We start from the raw sequence: 18552 nt of genomic DNA, 5'->3' as shown, positions 1-18552 counted from the left end.
GCCTAGGCACAGAACTTGCTGGTGGTCCAGCCATATCCCCACTGGTACTGCCGGCTGCGGTTCGTCCACCAGCGGAAGTACCCGTTGACGTACGCTCCCCGCTTCCGGGTGCACCGTTCGCTGTACTCCCAGACGAACCAGGCGATCGCACCGGCCGCGACGGCGAACGCGGCCCCGGCCGGCCCGGAGAAGACGGCCGCGATCGCGCCGATGATGGCGTACGCGAAGCCCCATCTGGTCAGGAACCTCACGTCACTGTGGGAGATGTAGCACTGGAAGTTCCAGTCGACGCGGTAGCCACCCCAGCCGCCCCACCAGTAGTACCACTTACGGGAGCTGAGGCTGGTGCGCCAGCACGACAGATTGCCGGTGGTGTCCTCCTTGTTGACCGAGTCGCCGGTGCCGTATTCGTACGGATTGGAGTTGCCCCCGTAGATCGGGTCGGTGGAGAGGAATCGGCTGGTGCTGGGGTTGTAGAGGCGGGAGCCCATGAGGATCGAGCCGTCGGGGGTGTCGGCGGCGCGTTGGTGGGTGCCGAGCCAGCCGTAGCGTCGGGTGCCGGCGTCCGCGGGATTGCGCGCGTTGCCGTGCTCGTCGTACTCACTGGTGTAGGCCAGCCCGACGCCGGTTTCGGTCATCCCAGCGACGAGATCGCCGTGCAGATTGGTGATCTGCCAGACGACACCGACGGTGCTGGTGAACAGGCCGGCGATGCCGGCGAGCCCACTGATGGCCCGGGAGTGCCGGCCGCCGCCCTCGTCGGTCCAGCTCGGACTGTCACCGTCGGCGCTGTAGTGGTTGATCCGGGTGAGGCTGTCGGCGGTGTCGGTCCAGGAGCGGATCCGGTTGGGCACGACATCCAGGTTGTAGGTGGTGGTGCGAGTGCCTCGGGTGATGCTGCGCACCATGTCGTTGACGTGGTAGGTCATGGTGCTTCCCGCCGCACCCGAGACCGCGAGGTCGACGGCCGGCTGGGTCAGCGTCCGGCCGAGCGCGTCGTAGGTGTAGCCGGTCCCGGTGGTGCGGTCGGCGCTGTCATAGCTCCACTCCCGGCTGGCGCCGGCCGTGGTCGTCTGACAGGCGCCGCCCGTCGCCGGGCCGTACGCCACCTGACTGGTGCCGTTGGTGGCCTCGTCGAAGCCGTACCCGCGGGTGCTGCACTGGCCGGCCACGGTGTCCGCCACGCCGGTGAGCCGGGCGGCCTGGTCGTAGCTGAAGACCTGCGAGGACAGGGTCGACGAGCGGCTGCGCCATTGGTCGTGGGCGCTGGCGGTGACCGTCTCGCTGTAGAGGGTGCAGTTGCTCTGGCCGCAGCCCGGCTTGGTGTAGGTGATGCCGCGGGCCGCGCCGCTCTCGTCGGTGGTCAGGTTCACCACGAGTCCGTTGGGCCAGGTCTGGCTGACCGGGATCCCATCGTTGTCGTAGCTGGCGGTGAAGGTGCCCGTCTGGGTGTCCGCCACCGACGTCGGCAGGCCGCGTCGCTCGCTGCCGCCGTCGAAGGTGAAGGTACGGGTGCCCTTGCCGTCATTGACGGTGGCCGGCCGGCCCGCGATGTCGAAGGTGCTGGCGGTGACCGTGCCGTCGGCGTCGGTGTACGAGGCCATCCGGCCCAGGCTGTCGTACTCGCGGATGATCTCCGCCGTCACCGTCCCGGAGCCGTTGACCGTCTGGCTCCGGACCGCCTGCCCGCTGGCCTGGTCGTAGACGGTGCGCCGCTTCTCCAGCGCCGTGCCCAGACCGGCCGCGGTCACCGACATCTCCGACTGACGCCCGGCGGCGTCGTAGGTGAGGTCGGTCCGCCGCAGCTCACCCGATCCGGTCTTCACCGTCTGCCGGCGCGGCTGCCCGAACATGTCGTAGGTGACGGCCGTGACCGGTAGTTCCGGCCCGGACTCGGGCTGACCGCCGGTCTGCGTGCGGCAGACCAGGCCGTCCCACTCCGGCCGGTTGCCGCACTCCGGGTAGGTGGCGTTGGCCGCCGCCCGGTAGTAGACCGTGACCCGGGTCGCCGGTGTGGTGTCCGCGCTGCCACCGGCCGGGGCCGTGGTGCTGACCACGCGCCCTTCGCTGTCGTAGCCCGTTCGGGTGACCAGGTCCAGGTCGCCCGGATCGACGGTGGCCTTGACCGGCTGGCGCAGCGTCCAGTCGTAGTCGGTGGTGGTGGTGCGGGTGTCCGCGTCCAGGGTCTGTCCGGCGCTGACATAGCTGACCGATGACCGTTCGGTGGTCACCAGCTTGTAGGGCCCGCCGCTGCTCGGCGCCCCCTGGTCGTAGGTGAGCCGGGCGTGCTGTCGACCGCGCACGACCGTGCCGGAGTCGAGCATCACATCATGCTCGGAGCCGAACGTCTCCAGCAGCAACTGGCCGTCGGTGGAGTAGACGTTGAAGGTGGTCAGCTTCGCCGCGAGCTGCGCCTCGGCGCTGACGGTGTCGCCTGGTGACGCGTCCAGCGCCCGCTGGCGGTTGCCGGCGGTCAACTCCTGCACGACGTTGCCGTACCGGTCGTAGGAGGTGGCGGTGACGCGCCCACCCGGTTCGGCCATGTTGACCACACGGGCGTTGGCGTCCAGGTAAGTGACCGTCGCACGCTGGTAGGAGCTGGGCAGCGTACCGGTGCTCGGGTCGCCGGTCGGCACCTCGGTGGCCGGGAAGACGGCCGTGGCGTCGGTCGGTGGCTCCGCCTGCGCCCACCGTGCGGTCTGCGCGCCGGACAGGTCGTACGGCGCGCCGCTGCCGGAGGTCGGCACCTGGTAGACGACCGTCTGCACGGAGGTTCCCGCGGTCAACGCCGACCGGGTCACCTTGTAGAGCCGGCCCTTGCCGGGGTCGCTCGGCGTGGTGGTGTACGAGAACTGCCACGGCTGCTGGGCCGGCGGGGTCAGCGAGACGATGATGCCGTTCGAGTCGTAGTAGTAGACGGTCCGCAGCGAGTGCGGCCCGCTCCCGTCGGTGTAGTCCAGCCGGGGGTCGTGCACGCTCCGAAGCCGGCCGCTGTTGTCATAGGTGTAGCGGGCCAGCACGACGGTCCGCATCGCCGGGGTGGACAGGTCCGGGTCCCAGGCGGTGTAGGAGATCTGCTTCACCCGGCCGACGTAGTCGCCCCACTGACCGTCACCGAGGCCGATGGCCGTGGTGGTGGCGGCGTAGGTGAAGGTCAGGGCGCGGCAGCCACGGACCAGCGTGGTGCAGCTGACGCCGGCCGGCACCGGGGACAGCAGACGGGTCGGCCGCATGACGTCGTTGGTCCCCAGCGTCACTTTCTCCCAGGAGTAGGTGGTGGCGCTCCCCGACCCCGGCGGCGTCACCGAGGTGGGAGTCCAGACGTTCGCCGGGTCCGTCGAGGTCCGGGTGAACGTGACCACGTTCCCCTTCTCGTCGGCGAGGGTGAAGGTGTTGGCGGCCGAGCTGAAGGTCAGCTTGTAGGACTCCGCGCCGACCTGGGGCTCGTAGTTGACCCCAGCGCTGTCGACCTTGGTAAAACCGATCGACGAGTCGTCCGGGAGCTTCACCTGGACCAGGCTGCCGTAGGCGGTCAGCCTGGTGTAGGGCGCTTCCGCGTCGGACACCACCAGACCGGAGACCCAGCCCGGACCGAAGAGCGGATCGAGGCCGAGGGGCTGCCGGCTGTTGACGGTGCGGGAGATGGACAACCCGGCAGCCGAGACGTCCGGAGCGGAGATCTGGTAGTTGCCGGTGATCAGGTTGACCGAGCCGGGCCCCACCTGGACGGTGTCGGCCGAGGCGAGGTTCCGGTCGAAGCGGAACTTGACCTGATCGGCCGGCGCCCCGTAGTTGCTCAGGTTGAAGTAGGGCCGGACCTGCACCGGCCCGTCGCGCGGGATGCTCGCCGCGTCCACCGAGGCGAGCGTGGCGGCGACGTCCCAGTTCAGCTTCGCCGCGGTGCCGCTGGTCAGGGCGACCGGCCAGGTGACCGGCCCTCCGCCGACGGCGTAGCTGACGTGCCCCGCCGGGATGGTGACCCAGGAGTCCGAGCCGGCGCGGCGCCACTGGTAGGTGACGTCGACGAAGGACGGTGCGGCCGTGGCGGCGAGCACCACCTTGGCGCCGGAGACGTCACCCTCCTTCGGCGAGTCCTGGGAGCCGGAGCCGACCTTGAACGGGTAGCTGCGCAGCGCGGTGAGGTTGCCGGCCGAGTCCCGGGTACGCGCCCAGACGTTGTGCCAGCCCGGGGTGAGCGGCTTGATGCTCACCGTGGCAGCGGTGCCCGGCGACGGCGCGTTGACCACCTTGTTCGGCGGCTGCACGTCGAGGCTGTACTCGTAGGCGGCGGCGTCGGCGATGCCGTTCGGGTCAAACGTGAAGTTGCCGGCGACGTTCGCGTCGCCACCCCACTGGTTCTCCGGGTAGGTCGAGGAGCTGACGATCGGCGGCGCGCCGATCGACGTGTCCACGGTGAACTCACAGAACGGCGACCACGCGCCGTCCACCGAGCCGTCGTTGCCGCGTACCCGCCACTTGTAGGACGAGCCGTTGGTCATGACGCCGGCCGGCACCGTGGCGCCGAAGGTGCTGCCGGAGGCGGCGGTAGCCGTGATCGTGCTGCCCAGCTTGGTGGTGCCGGTCAGCGTCCACCACTCGACCTCGGCCTTCACCGTCGAACCCTCGGCGTCGGAGATGACCGACTTGAGCTGCGGCGTGGCGGTGTTGACGGTCGGTCGGGAGGCGCCGGTGACGCAGGCCGTCGACGGCACCGTCGAGCGGGTGCCGACCGTCGGGTACGAGTTGTAGGTCACCACCGCGTACGGGACCTGGCTGCTGTCGACCGCGTTACGGGAGCGGAACTGCTTGAAGCTGTTGGCGTTCGTCTCGTCGGTGCCCCGCACGCCCATGTAGGCGGTGGACTGGCCGGCGGTGGCGGCCCGCTGGAAGAAGCTGGTGCCGCTGACGCTCACCCAGCCGTCGTCGCAGGTCGACGAGAAGCCCTTGGTCTGGGTGGAGATGGCTTCCTTCTGGATCCAGGTGGGCTGGGTGCCCCAGCGGGTCGCCGAGGAGGCGGCGCCTGTGGTCCAGATCTCCCAGGAGTTCGCGGTGCAGGTGTTGGACCAGAAGTTCCAGAAGTAGACCGTCGCCGCGGTGACCTGCTTGCCGGCGAGCGCGGAGACCGGCCAGTTCACGAACGCGCGTGACTTCACGCTGGGCGAGCCGGCCAGTAGGCCGACTTGAAGGTCGTTCGCCCCGCCGCGGTCGACGGTGTCGCCCTCCTTCACATAGGTGTCGAAGGAGGTGTAGAGCGGGTTGATCTGCGGGTCGATGGTGACCGGGTACTGGGTGGCCGGGTCCTTCAACCAGGCCAGGTCGGGCTGCAACCGCATGGTGAGCCCGTTCGGAGCGGCGGCGCGGGCACCCGCCGAGGGGCGCTCCGCCTTCGTCCTGACCATGGCGCGGCGGGTCGGCTCCTCGGAGCCGGGGGCACGCCGGGCGTCCCACATCTGCGGCGCGGGGACCGTGGCGACCGGCTTGCCCTTGGCGTTGAGCAGGGTGAGGCCGCCCGCCGGGTCCTGCGTGAACGAGGAGAGGCCCTTGCCGGTCAGCGGAAGCGCCAGCGAGGGCAGGCGGTCGACCGCATCGCGGCTCTTGACGGTCAGGAACTGGGAGAAGCCGGTCCGGGTCGCCTCGACGACCAGGTCGATCCCCGGGGCGATCTCGGGATAGGTCGCACGGTTCTCGGCGAGGATCGGCGTCGGCAGCGCGCCCGGCCAACCGAGCGCGAACCGGCCGGCGCCGGCGCCGACCGCGGCGAGTTCACCCGCGCCGGAACGCTTACCGGAGATGCGCAGGTCGAGCGGGTGCGCCACGGCTTGCACGGAGCCGTCGGCGGCGGGCTGGAGGGTGAGGTCGATCGGCGTCCAGCCGCCGTTCCTGCGCATCCGGACCGGTCCGGCGTGGACCTTCGCCTCGATCTGGCCGTTCGGGTGGGCGAGGTACTCGGCGGACTCGGTCGTCATGCCGGTGATGCGAACGTCCCGGCCGGTCATCCGGGCGGTGACCAGGGCCGCCATCTCGTCGGGTCGGTCCAGTGCGCCGACCGGCTTCGGCTTGGGTGCCGCCTCCGCCCGCCGCACGGGCAGGTCGGACAGCGTCATCGCCAGGCTCATGGCCAGGGCCACGGTGGCGACCCGTCCCGACCGGGAACCGACGAACCGATTCCATCTTCGCAGTGACAGGACTGTTTTCGCGCGCGCAGGAGCCACTCTAGGCCCTCCCCCGTGTTCTTAGGGCTGATAGTGGGCCGAACGCTACGGTCCCTCGAAGACGAGCGTCAATAAGCAACTCTGCGTGATTCGGCGAGCCACCAATCTGCGGCCCTGAACAGCGAAAACAGGGCCGACAGGGAGAAACAATCACCACTGGTGACAGTCGCCGGAAATGCCGCGGAACTAAGTTTCAATGACGCCCTGGTGGCCGAAGCTAAACGACGGATATTGATTTCCGATTCATCGTCACCCACCCGGGCACAATGACCCAACTGCTTCCTTATCCACCCAGCGGTGGAGTGGAACCCGCCTCACCGCAGGGCGGCGCGCATCGCGGCACGGGGGGCGGCGACGCCGGTGAAGTGTTCGAACTGGCCGACCGCCTGGGCCAGCAGCAGATCGAGACCGGAGATCACCCGGCAGCCGGCGGCCAGCGCCGCCGCGCCCAGGGGTGTCGGCCACGGGTCGTACAACGCGTCGAACAGCACCGTCTCCGGCCGCCAGTCGAAGTTGTCGGCGAGCGGGTCGGCGACGCCCTTCGGCACGGTGGAGATCACCAGGTCGGCGCGGGCGTGCGCGGGCGCGCCGTCCCACTCCGCGCCGGCCAGCGGCACCCCGACCGCCGCCGCCACCGGGCGCAGCTCGTCGACCGCCTCGGGCCGGCGGGCCACCACGGTCACCTCGGCGGCCCCGATCCGCGCCGCCGCCGCGATCGCCGCCCGGGCGGTGCCCCCGGCCCCGAGCACTGTCACCACCGCGCCGGTCACGCAGCCGGCGCCGGTGAGCACCTCGACCATGCCGGTCACGTCGGTGTTGTCCGCGTACCAGGTGCCGTCGGGTCGGCGCACCAGCGTGTTGGCGGCGCCGACCGCGGCGGCGACCGGCGAGACCTCGTCGGCCAGCGCGAGCGCCGCCTCCTTGCCGGGCATGGTCACCGACAACCCGGCCCACTCCGGGCCGAGGCCCGCGACCAGGCCGGGCAGCTCGTCCGCGCCGGCCTCGATCGTCGTGTACGACCAGCCGGTCAACCCGGCCGCCGCGTACCCGGCGCGGTGGATCGCCGGGGAGAGCGAGTGGGCGATCGGACGGCCGACCACCGCCGCGCGGTGTGGGGCGGCCATCAGATGATCCCGGCCTCCTTGGCCTTCTGCTCGTTGCGGCGCTGCTCCTCGTAGGTCTCGGCGAAAGCCGAGTGGCCTTCCTTGTCGATCGCCACGAAGAAGAGCCACTTGCCCGGCGGGGGTGCCATCGCACCCTCCAGGGCCTGCTTGCCGGGGTTGTTGATCGGCGTGGGCACCAGACCGCGCAGCTTGCGGTTGTACGGGTTCTTCGGATTGTCCAGCTCGGCCGGCGTCATGTCCTTGGACGCCTTGGTCCTCTGGCCGGTCAGCTCCAGGTAGTAGTTGACCGTGACGTCCATCTCCAGGCAGTTGCAGGGGAACTCGCCGTAGACCCGGTTGTAGGCGACCCGGGCGACCTTGCCCAGGTCGTCCTTGTTGCCCGCCTCGGCCTGCGCCAGCGACGCGACGACAAGCGCCTCGTACGGGCTGACCCCGCCGCGTTCCGCCTGCACCCGGTCGGCGAACTTCATCTCGCCGGTGACCGTGAGGAAGTTCTCCACCATCAGCTTGAGCACCGTCGTGGCGGTGGCCTTCGGCGGGATCTCGTAGGTGTCGGGGAAGAGGAAACCCTCGATCGAGGGCTTGATCTTCTTGCCGTCGGAGCGCTTGAACCACCAGTCCGGTACGCCCAGCGCCTCCGGATCCTTCGCCGCGGTCTCGAACTCCTTGATCGGGATGTCGGTCTTCTCGGAGAGCAGCTTGTAGACGTTCTTGGCGGTGCGCCCCTCGGGGATGGTGAGCCCGTTGACGATCTTGTTCTTCAGGTCCAGCATGGCCGTGACCGCGGCGTCGCCGCTCATCTGCTTGCGCAGCTTGTACGTGCCGGGCTGGATGTTCTTGCTGCGCGCGTTCTCCTCGGCGGCCTCGATGAACGCCTTGGTGCTCTTCACCACGTCGGCGGCCACCAGCGCGTCGGCCATGTCGGCGATCAGCGCGCCCTGCTTGATCTCGACGATCGCCTCGCCGGTGCCGGAGCCGTCGTAGTCGGGGGTGACGAAGTAGTTCTGGACGCGGTCGAAGCCGTAGTAGGCGCCCCCACCGATGCCGCCGAGCAGGATCAACGCGAGCGCGAGCGCGAGGAGGGTCTTGCCCCGGCTGCCGCCGGACTTGCCCTGGCGGCGGCGCACCGCGCCGCGCCGGTGCCGGCCCTTCTCCCCCCTGTCCTGCTCGTCGAAGCCCAGATCAAGATCGTCGATCATCCGTCCGCCTCCGCTGTGCGTCCAACCAGCTCTGCAGAATCTCCACCGCGGCGGCCTGGTCGACCACCGCTCGTTGACGCTTTCCCCGGACGCCCCGCTCGGCCAGCCTACGACTTGCGACGACGGTCGACATCCTCTCGTCCGTCAGCGTCACCGGAATCGGCCCCATTACATCGGCCAAACGGGTGACATAGGCCGATACGTTCGCCGCCGCCGGCCCGTGCTTTCCGGCGAGGTTGACCGGGAGGCCGACGACGATCCCGACCGCCTCGTGCTCGGCCGCCAACCGGACCAGCTCGGCCATGTCGGCGGGCACCGTGTCCGGTTCGGCGGTCAGGTCCCGGGCCAGCGTGACAAGCGGAGTGGCGAGGATGCCGTGCGGGTCGGACCGGGACACCCCGACGCGGACCTGGCCCACGTCCACCCCCAACCGGACACCACGGTCGAATTCAGCCATCTGCCGGGCACCTCCTTCAGCCGGTACGGGCCAGGGCGGACCATCCGGTCCGCCCTGGCATCGATCGGTGCGTTCGCTCATGCCGAATCGGCGACGGCCTTCTCCACGGTGGCCAGCAGGCTCGGTGCCTCCGTGGCGGGCAGGCCGCCGCCCTGGGCCAGGTCGTCGCTGCCGCCGCCCCGACCGGAGAACGCGGCCTTGACCAGGTCCTTCGCGCTCAGGCCCCGACTCCGGGCGGCGGCGTTGACGGCCACCACCAGGGACGCCTTGCCGTTCGCCCGGGCCGCCACCGCGACCACCGCCGGGCGGGCCGCGTCGATCCGGCCCCGGATCTCCTGCGCGAGGGTCCGCACGTCGTTGGCCGCCGCGCCCTCGGGCGCCTCGGTGCCCACGTACGCGACGCCGCGCACGTCCTTCGCCTGCGCCGCGAGCGCGCCCGCCCCACCGAGCACGAGCTGGGCGCGGAGCTTCTCCAGCTCCTTCTCCGCGTCCCGCAACTGGGTGACGGTCTGCTCCACCCGGTCGGCGACCTGCTCGCCCGGCACCCGGAACAGCTCGGCCAGCCGGGACACCAGCAGGTGCTCGCGGGCCAGGAAGCCGAACGCGTCCATGCCGACGAGCGCCTCGATCCGGCGCACACCGGAACCGACCGACGCCTCGGAGAGGATCTTGACCAGGCCGAGCTGGGCCGAGCGGGCCACGTGCGTGCCACCGCACAGCTCCCGGGCGTAGTCACCGACCTCGACCACCCGGACCCGCTCGCCGTACTTCTCGCCGAACAACGCCATCGCGCCGATCCGGCGGGCCTCCTCCTGGCTGGTGACGAACGCGTGCACCTCCAGGTCGGCCAGGAGCACCTCGTTGACCTGCTGCTCCACGTCGTGCAGCACGCTCGGCGCCACCCCGGTCGGGGTGTTGAAGTCGAACCGCAGCCGGCCCGGCGCGTTCAGCGAACCCGCCTGGGTCGCCGACTCGCCGAGGAAGTTCCGCATCGTCTGGTGCACCAGGTGCGTCGCGGTGTGCGAGCGGGAGATGGCCCGCCGGCGGGACGCGTCGATCTCCGCGTACCCGGTCTCCCCGGCGCGGACCTCGCCGCGCACCACCCGGGCGCGGTGCACGATCAGGCCGGGCACCGGCTGCTGCACGTCGAAGACCTCGACCTGCCCGCCGCCGACCGTGATCAGGCCCTGGTCGGGCTGCTGCCCGCCGCCCTCGGCGTAGAACGGGGTGGTGTCGAGCACCAGCTCGATCGTGTCCCCCTCGGCCGCGGCGGCCACCGAGGCGCCGCCGGCCAGCAGCGCGCGCACCCGGGACTCCCGGTTCAGCTCGGTGTAGCCGGTGAACTCCACCGGCCCGCCGCCGTCGAGCACCGACCGGTACGCCGACACGTCGGTGTGCCCGGTCTTGCGGGCCTGCGCGTCCGCCTTGGCGCGGCTGCGCTGGTCGGCCATCAGCCGGCGAAACCCGTCGGCGTCCACCTGGAGGCCCTGTTCCGCGGCGATCTCCAGGGTCAGGTCGATCGGGAAGCCGTACGTGTCGTGCAACTGGAACGCCTTGTCGCCGGAGAGCGCCGGCTTGCCGGCCGACTTCGTCTCCGCGATCGCGGTGTCCAGGATGGTGGTGCCCGCGCGCAGCGTCGCGAGGAACGCGTCCTCCTCGGCGTACGCGTACTGCGAGATCCGGCCGAACTCCTCGGCCAGCTCCGGGTACGACGGGGCCATGCAGTCCCGGGCCACCGGCAGCAGCTCCGGCAGCGCCCGGTCCTGGTAGCCCAGCAGCCGCACCGAGCGGATCGCCCGGCGCATGATCCGGCGCAGCACGTAGCCGCGGCCCTCGTTCGACGGGGTGACGCCGTCGCCGATCAGCATCAGCGCGGTGCGCACGTGGTCGGCGATCACCCGCAGCCGCACGTCGTCCGGGTGCGACTGGTGGGCCGCGTGCCCGGAGTGCGCGCCGTACCGCTTGCCGGTCAGCTCGGCCGCCCGGTCCAGGATCGGCTTGACCTCGTCGATCTCGTAGAGGTTGTCCACGCCCTGCAACAGCGAGGCCATCCGCTCCAGGCCCATGCCGGTGTCGATGTTCTTCGCCGGCAGGTCGCCGAGGATCGGGAAGTCCTCCTTGCCGACACCCGGACCGCGCTCGAACTGCATGAAGACGAGGTTCCAGAACTCCAGGTAGCGGTCCTCGTCGACCTCCGGGCCACCCTCGCGGCCGTACGCCGGACCGCGGTCGTAGTAGAGCTCCGAACACGGGCCGCACGGCCCGGGGATGCCCATCGACCAGAAGTTGTCGGCCTTGCCGCGGCGCACGATCCGCTCGGCCGGCACGCCGGTGGCGCGCCAGATGTCGTACGCCTCGTCGTCGTCGAGGTAGACCGTCGCCCAGATCCGCTCCGGGTCCAGCCCGAAGCCGCCCGCCTCGGCCGACTTGGTGGCCAGGTCCCAGGCGAGCGGGATCGCCCCGTCCTTGAAGTAGTCACCGAACGAGAAGTTGCCGTTCATCTGGAAGAACGTGCCGTGCCGGCTGGTCTTGCCGACCTCGTCGATGTCCGGCGTCCGGATGCACTTCTGCACACTGGCCGCCCGGTCGAACGGCGGGGACTGCTGCCCGAGGAAGTAGGGCACGAACTGCACCATGCCCGCGTTGATGAACAGCAGGTTCGGGTCACTGATGGCGGGCAGCGGAGCGGACGGCACCACGGCGTGCCCGTTCGCCTCGAAGTGGGCGAGGAACCGCCGCTTGATCTCCGCCGTCTTCATCGCTGGTGCTCCTCCGGGAAAATCTGCCGGTCACCGATCCGCGGGTCCTCCCGCAGCTCGGCGAACTCGTCGTCGTACGCCTCGCCGCGGGCGAAGGCCTCGTGGATCTCCTGCTCGCGCTCGGCCATCGAGACCCGGACGTCGTCCACGAAGGCGCGCACCGACTCGACCAGGCCACCGGCGGACTCGGACAGCCCGTTGGCGATGCCCGCCGGGGTGTACGCCTGCGCGGTCCGGGTGGCCTTACGCACCACCAGGACGCCCACGGCCAGCCCGATGCCCAGCCAGAACAACCGCCTCATGCTCTCATCCTTCCCGCGTACGCCGGTGGGGTCAGCGGTTGCCGCGCTTGGCGGCCCGACGCTGCTGCTTGATGGTGTCGCGCACCTCGCGCTCGGTCTCGGCGTGCCGGCGGGCGGAGGCGGCCTTGCGCACGCCGTAACCGAACGCGGCCACCTTCACCAGCGGGTTGGCCGCCGCGGCGGAGACCACGGTGGCCAGGTTCGCCACGTTCGCGGTGACGTTCTGCGCGTGGCTGGTCATGGTGTCCACCTTGGCGAGCTGGAGGTTCACCCCGTCCAGCGAGGTCTGCACCTGCTCCAGCGCCACGTTGACGTTCTTCACCGTGGTGTTCACGTCCCCCAGCAGCGGCCCGGTGCGCTCGTTCAGGTCGCCGATCATGCGGGTCGTCGCGTCGACGGTGTGCCGCAGCCGCAGGATCGGCACCGCCAGCACGAGCACCAGCATCAGGAACGCACCGGCCGCGATCAGCGCAGCGATCTCTCCACCACTCACGCGCATGTCCTCCTCAAGCATTGTCCCGGGACCCGACGCCCCGGAACGCGCGACCGTACCTGCCCACGTCGCACCCCGCCGGCCCGGTGGTCACCGGGCACGGGCGGGCGCGCCAGCCCCAGACCCTACCGTCCGTGAGGGAAGTCGGCTCACGACGGTGAGGGGGTCGGCTCGCCGAGCGGGTCGTCGGTGAGGGTGGGGAACGGATCCTCACCGGTGAGTGACGGATCGGTGGTCGGCGTCGGGCCGGTGCGCTCGTCGTCGATCGCGTTGCGCACCTTCACCGACACCAACGAGCCGGTGCACGTCGCCGCTGCGGGCGCGGGCGGCGCGGACGGCGCCGGCTCCCCGTCCACCGGCGGTGGCGTGCAGGCGGGGTCGCGAACCCACAGGTCGAGCGTGAGCTCGTCCCGCCGCCAGCAGGTGTAGCTGCCCTCGACCTGCTCCTCCGGGCAGCGGTCGACCTTCCAACGCCGCCAACCGTCCTTGGCCAGGGCCTGCTCGTAGACGGCCACGGTCTGCTTCCACCCCTGCTCGGACTCGACCGCGCGTTCCCGCAGCCGGCAGTCCTGGAGGCACCAGCGGCTGCCGCTGACGTTGTCGACCGTCTTCGTCGCCGCCCAGGACGGCACGTCGAGGGCGTCGAGCGTGTCGAAGACCGGGTCCCGGCTGAGTGTCCGCATCCCGAAGTAGAGCGGGACCGCGCCCAGCAGCACCAGACTGACCAGCGCGAGGAGGCCCATCCGTAGCCGGCGCCGTTCGCGCATCTGCCGACGCAGTTCGGAGCGGGCGCCGCGCAGGCCACCGGCCTCCGCCCCGTCCGCACCGGGGCCGGCCGGTCGCGGCACGGGCTCGCCGCCCGCGCCGGGCCGCGGCCCCGCGGCCTCCCCCGGCGGTACGACCGCAGCCGCCCGCGCCACCGCCGGCGCCCCCGGCACCCCGCCGACGGGCGCGGCGGCAGCGGCCCGGACCGGTTCCGGGGTGGGCGGGACAGCACGCCCGGCGGGACGGTCAGCGGTCCGCTCGTCCGGCCCGGCCGGTCGAGCCACCCCGGCGGCGGCCCGGGCCACCGTCGGTCCGGCGGCCGGTCGTGGCTCGGGCGCTCCCGCCGGACGGGGCGCACCGCCCGGCGCGACGGAGTCGTCGGGACGGACCGCACCGCGCCCGTCCGGACGACTTCCCCGCACCGTCAGGCCACCGGTGCGCTCGGGGTCGCCCTGCGGGCCGGGACCGCCCGGCCCCGTCGGGGGTACGCCCGCGCGGACCGGACCCGCCGCGCCGCGCTCTCCGGCCACCGGCGGTACCCCGGCTCGGGCCGCGCCTCGGGCCGGGCCGGGCGGCTCGGACCGGACGGGATGTTCGGCTCGAACGGGCGCACCGGGCGGCTGGGACCGGCCGGCCGGCTCGGGTCGGACGGGATGCTCGGGCCGGACGGGATGCTCGGGCCGGACCGGCGGCCCCGGCGGCTGGGATCGGCCCGCCGGCTCGGGTCGAACGGGCGGCCCGGCCACGGCGCGGCCGGTCGGCGCGCGGTCCGGGCCGCCGGCCGGTTCGTCGACCGACGGGCCGGCCGGCCGACGGGCGGCCGGCATGGCGGGGTCGGTGTGCGACGCGCGGCCGGCCTGGCGCAGCCAGTCGGCGGGCCGCTCCGGGCGCTGCGCACGCGGCTCACCCGCCTCGTCGGCCGCCGGGCGCGGCGCCCGGCCCGGGGGAGCGGCGGCACCCGCGGAACCGGGAGCGTCGGGAGCGGCCCGCCGGCCACGGGCGGGAGCGCGGCGGGAAGCGGGCGGGCCCGCCCCCTCCGCCGGGGCGCCGGAGACGGGCGCGGTGGCACCGGGAAGCTCCGGGGCGTTCCCGCTGCGGGGCACGGCGGTCGGCCGGTCCGGCTCGGCGGCGGTCCGCCGGCCGGCGCCCGAGACCGGCCGGGCGGCGGGGTCGACCGCGCCCTCCGGCGAGCGGTGGCCACCGGCGGGCGGGGTCGCCTCGTGGCGGGAGCGTCGTCCACCGCCGGGGGACGCCGTCGCGCCGGTCGGCTCGTCGTCGGGTCGCGCCCGGCGGCCCGCGCCGGAGACCGGCCGGACCGCGCCCGGGTCGGGCGACGCGCGGCGACCGGTGGCGGCGGGTCGGGTTCCGGTGTCCAGGCCCGCGGCGTGGGAACCGGGCGTCTCGACGCCGTGCCGACCGAGCGGGGTGGGAGGCGTCGCCGTCCGGGAGGCGCCGCCGTCCCCGGGGGACGGCCATGCCGGACCCTGCTCGGCAGCGGCGCGGTCGGGTCCGGTTCGTCCGGTGGGCGGGCCGGTCGGGGGTGCGACCGGAGGACCGGCCGGCCGACCCGCGACCGCCGGCTGCCGACCGGTGGGGCCGTCCGGGCCGCGACGGTGCGGCGGGCCGTCCGGCCGGGGCGGCTCGGGCACACCGGGCCAGGGCCCCTCCACCGGACGGCGCGGCGTGACCGGCTCGGGGCCGGCGGGACGGACCGGCGGCGCCGCCGGCCCGGACCCGGTCGTGTCGGGACCACGCCGGGCCGCCTGCGGACGGGGACCGGGGCCGCCGGGGGGCGCTGCCGGGCCGGGACGAATGGCGCCCGGAGGCGGGTCCGAGCCGGGACGGCCGGCGCCCGGAGACAGGTCCGAGCCGGGACGGCCGGCGCCCGGAGACAGGTCCGAGCCGGGACGGCCGGCGCCCGGAGACAGGTCCGAGCCGGGACGGCCGGCGCCCGGGGGGCGCTCCGGACCGGAGCGGCCGGGTACCGGCGGCGCCGGGGCGGGACCACCGGGGCCCGGGGGCGCCACCGCGCCGGAGCGACTCGTCACCGGCGGCATCGTCGCGTCGGTCCGGTCGGCTGCACCGGCGCCGGTGGGGCGGGGTGCACCGGGTGCCTGCGGGGCGCGACCCGGCTGGCCGGCAGCCGGCGACGGGCCGGGCCGACCGGACGTCGGAGGCTGCGGACCGGACCGGCCGGGTGCCGGAGGCGGCGGACCGGAGCGACCGGGCGTCGGAGGCTGCGGGCCGGGGCGACCGGGCTCGGGAGCCGGCGCGGCGGCACGACCGGGGGCCGGCGGCGGGCCGCCAGGACGGCCGGGCATCGGGGGCTGCGGGCCGGGCCCACCGGTGCCCGACGGCGGTGCGGCCGGACCACCGGGTCCCGGGGCGTACGCGCCCGGTCGTCCCGGTACGGGAGGTGGCGGAGCCGACCGGCCGGCTGGCGGCGCCGGTGGAGCCGCCCGGCCCGGGGCCGGAGGTGGCGGAGCCGCTCCGCCGGGCGCCGACGGCGCACCGGGGCCGGGGCCGCCGGGGCCGGGTGGGGGTGCCGCGCCCGGACGGGGCGGCCGATCCGGCTCGGGGACGCGGGCGGCACCGGGTCGCGGACCCGGTGGCGTCTCCCCCTCCGGGCCGAGTTCGCCGCGCTGCTGCTTGGCGCTACGCAGGTCGTCGATCCAGCCGAACTCCTCGCCGGCGACCGCCTGGTCCGGCTCGGCCTCGGCGGACCGGCCGCGTCCCCACCGGCGGCCCTTGGCCTTCGGATCGCGCCGCTCGTCAGGGCCGTCCGCCGGCCGATCCGGACCACGCGCCATCACTGTTGACCCCCCTCGGTGGCGTCGCCGCCGCCCTCACTCGCCCCGCCGACCTGCTCGGTGCCGCCTGCCCGGACCCCGGACGCGGCGACCGGCGTACCGGCCTCCCCCCGCGTCACCGGTGCGGGCAACCCGCGGACGATCCGACGCAGCACCGGCAGCCGGGTGGCCACCGCCCGCTCCGCGCCGTGCCCGCTGGGTCGGTAGTAGTCGGTCCCGACGAGGTCGTCCGGAGCGTACTGCTGGGTGACCACCCCCCGGTGGTCGTCGTGCGGGTACCGGTAGCCGGCCCCGTGGCCGAGCCCGCGTGCCCCGGAGTAGTGGGCGTCCCGCAGCCCGCGCGGAACCGAGCCGCCGCGACCGGCGCGCACGTCGGCGACGGCGGCCCCGATGGCGGTCGTGGCCGAGTTCGACTTCGGGGCGGTGGCGAGGTGGATGACCGCCTGCGCGAGGTTGAGCTGTGCCTCGGGGAGGCCGACGTACTCCACGGCGTGCGCCGCGGCGGTGGCCACGGTCAGCGCGGTGGGATCGGCCATGCCGACGTCCTCGCTGGCGAAGATGACCATCCGGCGGGCGATGAACCGGGCGTCCTCGCCGGCCACCAGCATCCGGGCCAGCCAGTGCAGTGCCGCGTCCACGTCCGAGCCCCGCATGCTCTTGATGAAGGCGCTTGTCACGTCGTAGTGCGCGTCGCCGTCCCGGTCGTAGCGCACGGCCGCCACGTCGACCGCCTGCTCGGCCACGGCGAGGTCGATCCGCGCCGCGCCGGTGGCGGTCGCGGTGGCCGCCGCCGCCTCCAGCGCGGTGAGCGCCTTGCGCACGTCGCCGCCGGCGAGCCGGACGAGATGGTCCTCCGCGTCCTCGGCCAGGACCAGCGCGCCGCCGAGCCCGCGCTCGTCGGCCACCGCGCGGCGCAGCAGCCCGCGCACGGCGTCGTCGTCGAGCGCCTGGAGGGTGAGCAGCACGCAGCGGGAGAGCAGCGGCGAGATGACGGAGAAGTACGGATTCTCCGTGGTCGCCGCGAGCAGCGTGACCGTGCGGTCCTCGACGGCGGCGAGCAGCGAGTCCTGCTGGGTCTTGCTGAACCGGTGCACCTCGTCGATGAAGAGCACGGTCGGCGGGCCACCGGAGCGGCGCTGCCGCCGAGCGGTCTCGATGACGGCGCGGACGTCCTTCACACCGGCGGTCAGCGCGGACATCGCCACGAAGCGCCGGTCGGTGGTGCGGGCCACCAGGTGGGCGATCGTGGTCTTGCCGCTGCCGGGGGGACCCCAGAGGATGACCGACATCGGCGCGGCCCCCTCGACCAGCTGGCGCAGCGGTGCGCCGGGGGCGAGCAGGTGGTCCTGCCCGATCAGCTCGTCCAGGCCGGCCGGCCGCATCCGGACCGGCAGCGGTGAATCCGCGCGGGTGTCGGTGAAACTGTCGACGCCGCCGGAGGCCGCGGGTGCGCCGGGCGCTCCGGCGGGCTCGCCGAGGGTGAAGAGGGCGTCGGATTCCATCACGGGAACAGTACCGGGCCGGGCCGACGGCGCCGGAATCGCGCCGCCGACCCGACCCCTGTGGTCTTTTCCGGTCAGCCGCGACCCGGCCGCCGGCCCCGGTACCACCGGCCGCCCCCGCCGCCCCCGCCGCCGCGCGGGCCGGCGCCGACCCCGGCCAGGTAGAGCGAGAGCAGCAGGAAACCGATCAGCATCAGGGTGTGCGTGTTGAACAGGTCGGGGGCGCCGAGGTCGGTGTTCATGAAGTCGAGAAGCAGCGCGAAGCCGAACACGATGGCCGCGAGAATGGCGAGCATGTCGTTTCCTCCGGTGGGGGTTCCCAGTAGGTCGGCGACGGATGTACCCGATCGGTCTGTTCGTCAATCTCCACCGTGGAGATGGTCGGTGGCGAGCACCGCGTACCGCGCGGAGTCCCGCCAGACGCCACGGACGAGGAGGTGGTCGCGGCTCACCCCCTCCGCGTGCAGGCCGGCTTTCTCCAGCACCCGGCGGGACGCGACATGGTCCGGCTGGGCGGTCGCCTCCACCCGGTGCAGCCCCACCCCCGCGAACGCGAGGTCCAGCAGCAACCGGGTGATCTCGGTGCCGATCCCGGTGCCCCGGTACGCGGTCCGCACCGCGTAGCCGACCTCCCCGCGCCGGTGCGCCACCGACGTCACCGTGAGTACGCCCAGCCCGAGCAGGAGGTCACCGTCGACCGCCGCGAGCCGGTACTCCGGGCGCGGCTGCCCGCCGGCGGTCTCCCGCCAGGCCGGTATCGCCTCGCGGACCACCTCGGGGGTCGGGATCTCCTCGTCCAGCACGCCGTCGACCACGGTGGGCTCGGTCAGGAACTCGTGCAGGACGGGCGCGTCCGCGTCGGTCCACTCGCGCAGCGTGCAGCGTGCACCGGGCAGGCGGACCGTACGGACGGAGCGGAGGGGGGTCAC

12 protein-coding genes are annotated in these 18552 nt (G+C 73.4%); all 12 read right to left on the bottom strand.

Annotated features, from left to right (window positions below; all coding sequences use genetic code 11):
* Nucleotides 1-2: 2 nt before the first annotated feature.
* The 12 genes from ACZ6O5_RS17730 to ACZ6O5_RS17675 all read right to left on the bottom strand — a co-directional run bounded on the left by ACZ6O5_RS17730 (nt 3) and on the right by ACZ6O5_RS17675 (nt 18552).
* Nucleotides 3-6116, bottom strand: coding sequence for an RHS repeat-associated core domain-containing protein (locus ACZ6O5_RS17730; RefSeq protein WP_465978352.1), 6114 nt, complete (start codon nt 6114-6116; stop codon nt 3-5).
* 164 nt (nt 6117-6280) lie between these two features.
* The gene (locus ACZ6O5_RS17725) at nt 6281-6469 is read right to left on the bottom strand and encodes a hypothetical protein (protein ID WP_465978350.1); all 189 of its coding nucleotides are present in this window, start codon (nt 6467-6469) and stop codon (nt 6281-6283) included.
* A gap of 57 nt (nt 6470-6526) precedes the next feature.
* Entirely contained in the window at nt 6527-7336 is an 810-nt protein-coding gene (locus ACZ6O5_RS17720) for a shikimate dehydrogenase (RefSeq protein ID WP_465978348.1), read from the bottom strand.
* Nucleotides 7336-8535 (bottom strand): endolytic transglycosylase MltG, encoded by a 1200-nt coding sequence (mltG, locus tag ACZ6O5_RS17715; RefSeq protein ID WP_465978346.1) that lies wholly within the window; start codon nt 8533-8535, stop codon nt 7336-7338. The genes ACZ6O5_RS17720 and mltG overlap by 1 nt, the downstream gene beginning before the upstream one ends.
* Entirely contained in the window at nt 8519-8992 is a 474-nt protein-coding gene (ruvX, locus tag ACZ6O5_RS17710; protein ID WP_465978498.1) for a Holliday junction resolvase RuvX, read from the bottom strand. Before ruvX ends, mltG begins: the two co-directional genes overlap by 17 nt.
* Nucleotides 8993-9069: 77 nt before the next feature.
* Nucleotides 9070-11751, bottom strand: a complete 2682-nt coding sequence (alaS, locus tag ACZ6O5_RS17705) for an alanine--tRNA ligase (RefSeq protein ID WP_465978344.1) — start codon at nt 11749-11751, stop codon at nt 9070-9072.
* Entirely contained in the window at nt 11748-12053 is a 306-nt protein-coding gene (locus tag ACZ6O5_RS17700) for a hypothetical protein (RefSeq protein WP_107160014.1), read from the bottom strand. Before ACZ6O5_RS17700 ends, alaS begins: the two co-directional genes overlap by 4 nt.
* Before the next feature lie 31 nt (nt 12054-12084).
* Nucleotides 12085-12546, bottom strand: coding sequence for a DUF948 domain-containing protein (locus tag ACZ6O5_RS17695; RefSeq protein ID WP_107160180.1), 462 nt, complete (start codon nt 12544-12546; stop codon nt 12085-12087).
* 149 nt (nt 12547-12695) lie between these two features.
* Nucleotides 12696-13313 carry a hypothetical protein gene (locus tag ACZ6O5_RS17690; RefSeq protein WP_465978496.1) on the bottom strand — a complete coding sequence of 206 codons (618 nt, stop codon included), beginning with the start codon at nt 13311-13313 and terminating at the stop codon, nt 12696-12698.
* A gap of 2807 nt (nt 13314-16120) precedes the next feature.
* Nucleotides 16121-17623 (bottom strand): replication-associated recombination protein A, encoded by a 1503-nt coding sequence (locus ACZ6O5_RS17685; RefSeq protein WP_107161294.1) that lies wholly within the window; start codon nt 17621-17623, stop codon nt 16121-16123.
* Nucleotides 17624-17697: 74 nt separating this feature from the next.
* Complete coding sequence (locus ACZ6O5_RS17680) at nt 17698-17919, bottom strand: hypothetical protein (RefSeq protein ID WP_465978342.1); 222 nt, start codon at nt 17917-17919, stop codon at nt 17698-17700.
* Between the two features lie 63 nt (nt 17920-17982).
* Nucleotides 17983-18552 carry a GNAT family N-acetyltransferase gene (locus tag ACZ6O5_RS17675; RefSeq protein ID WP_465978340.1) on the bottom strand — a complete coding sequence of 190 codons (570 nt, stop codon included), beginning with the start codon at nt 18550-18552 and terminating at the stop codon, nt 17983-17985.

The organism is Micromonospora sp. NPDC049201 (assembly GCF_055586805.1).
Note: the sequence above shows the minus strand (reverse complement) of the source record. Positions and strands in the feature narration are given on the sequence as shown.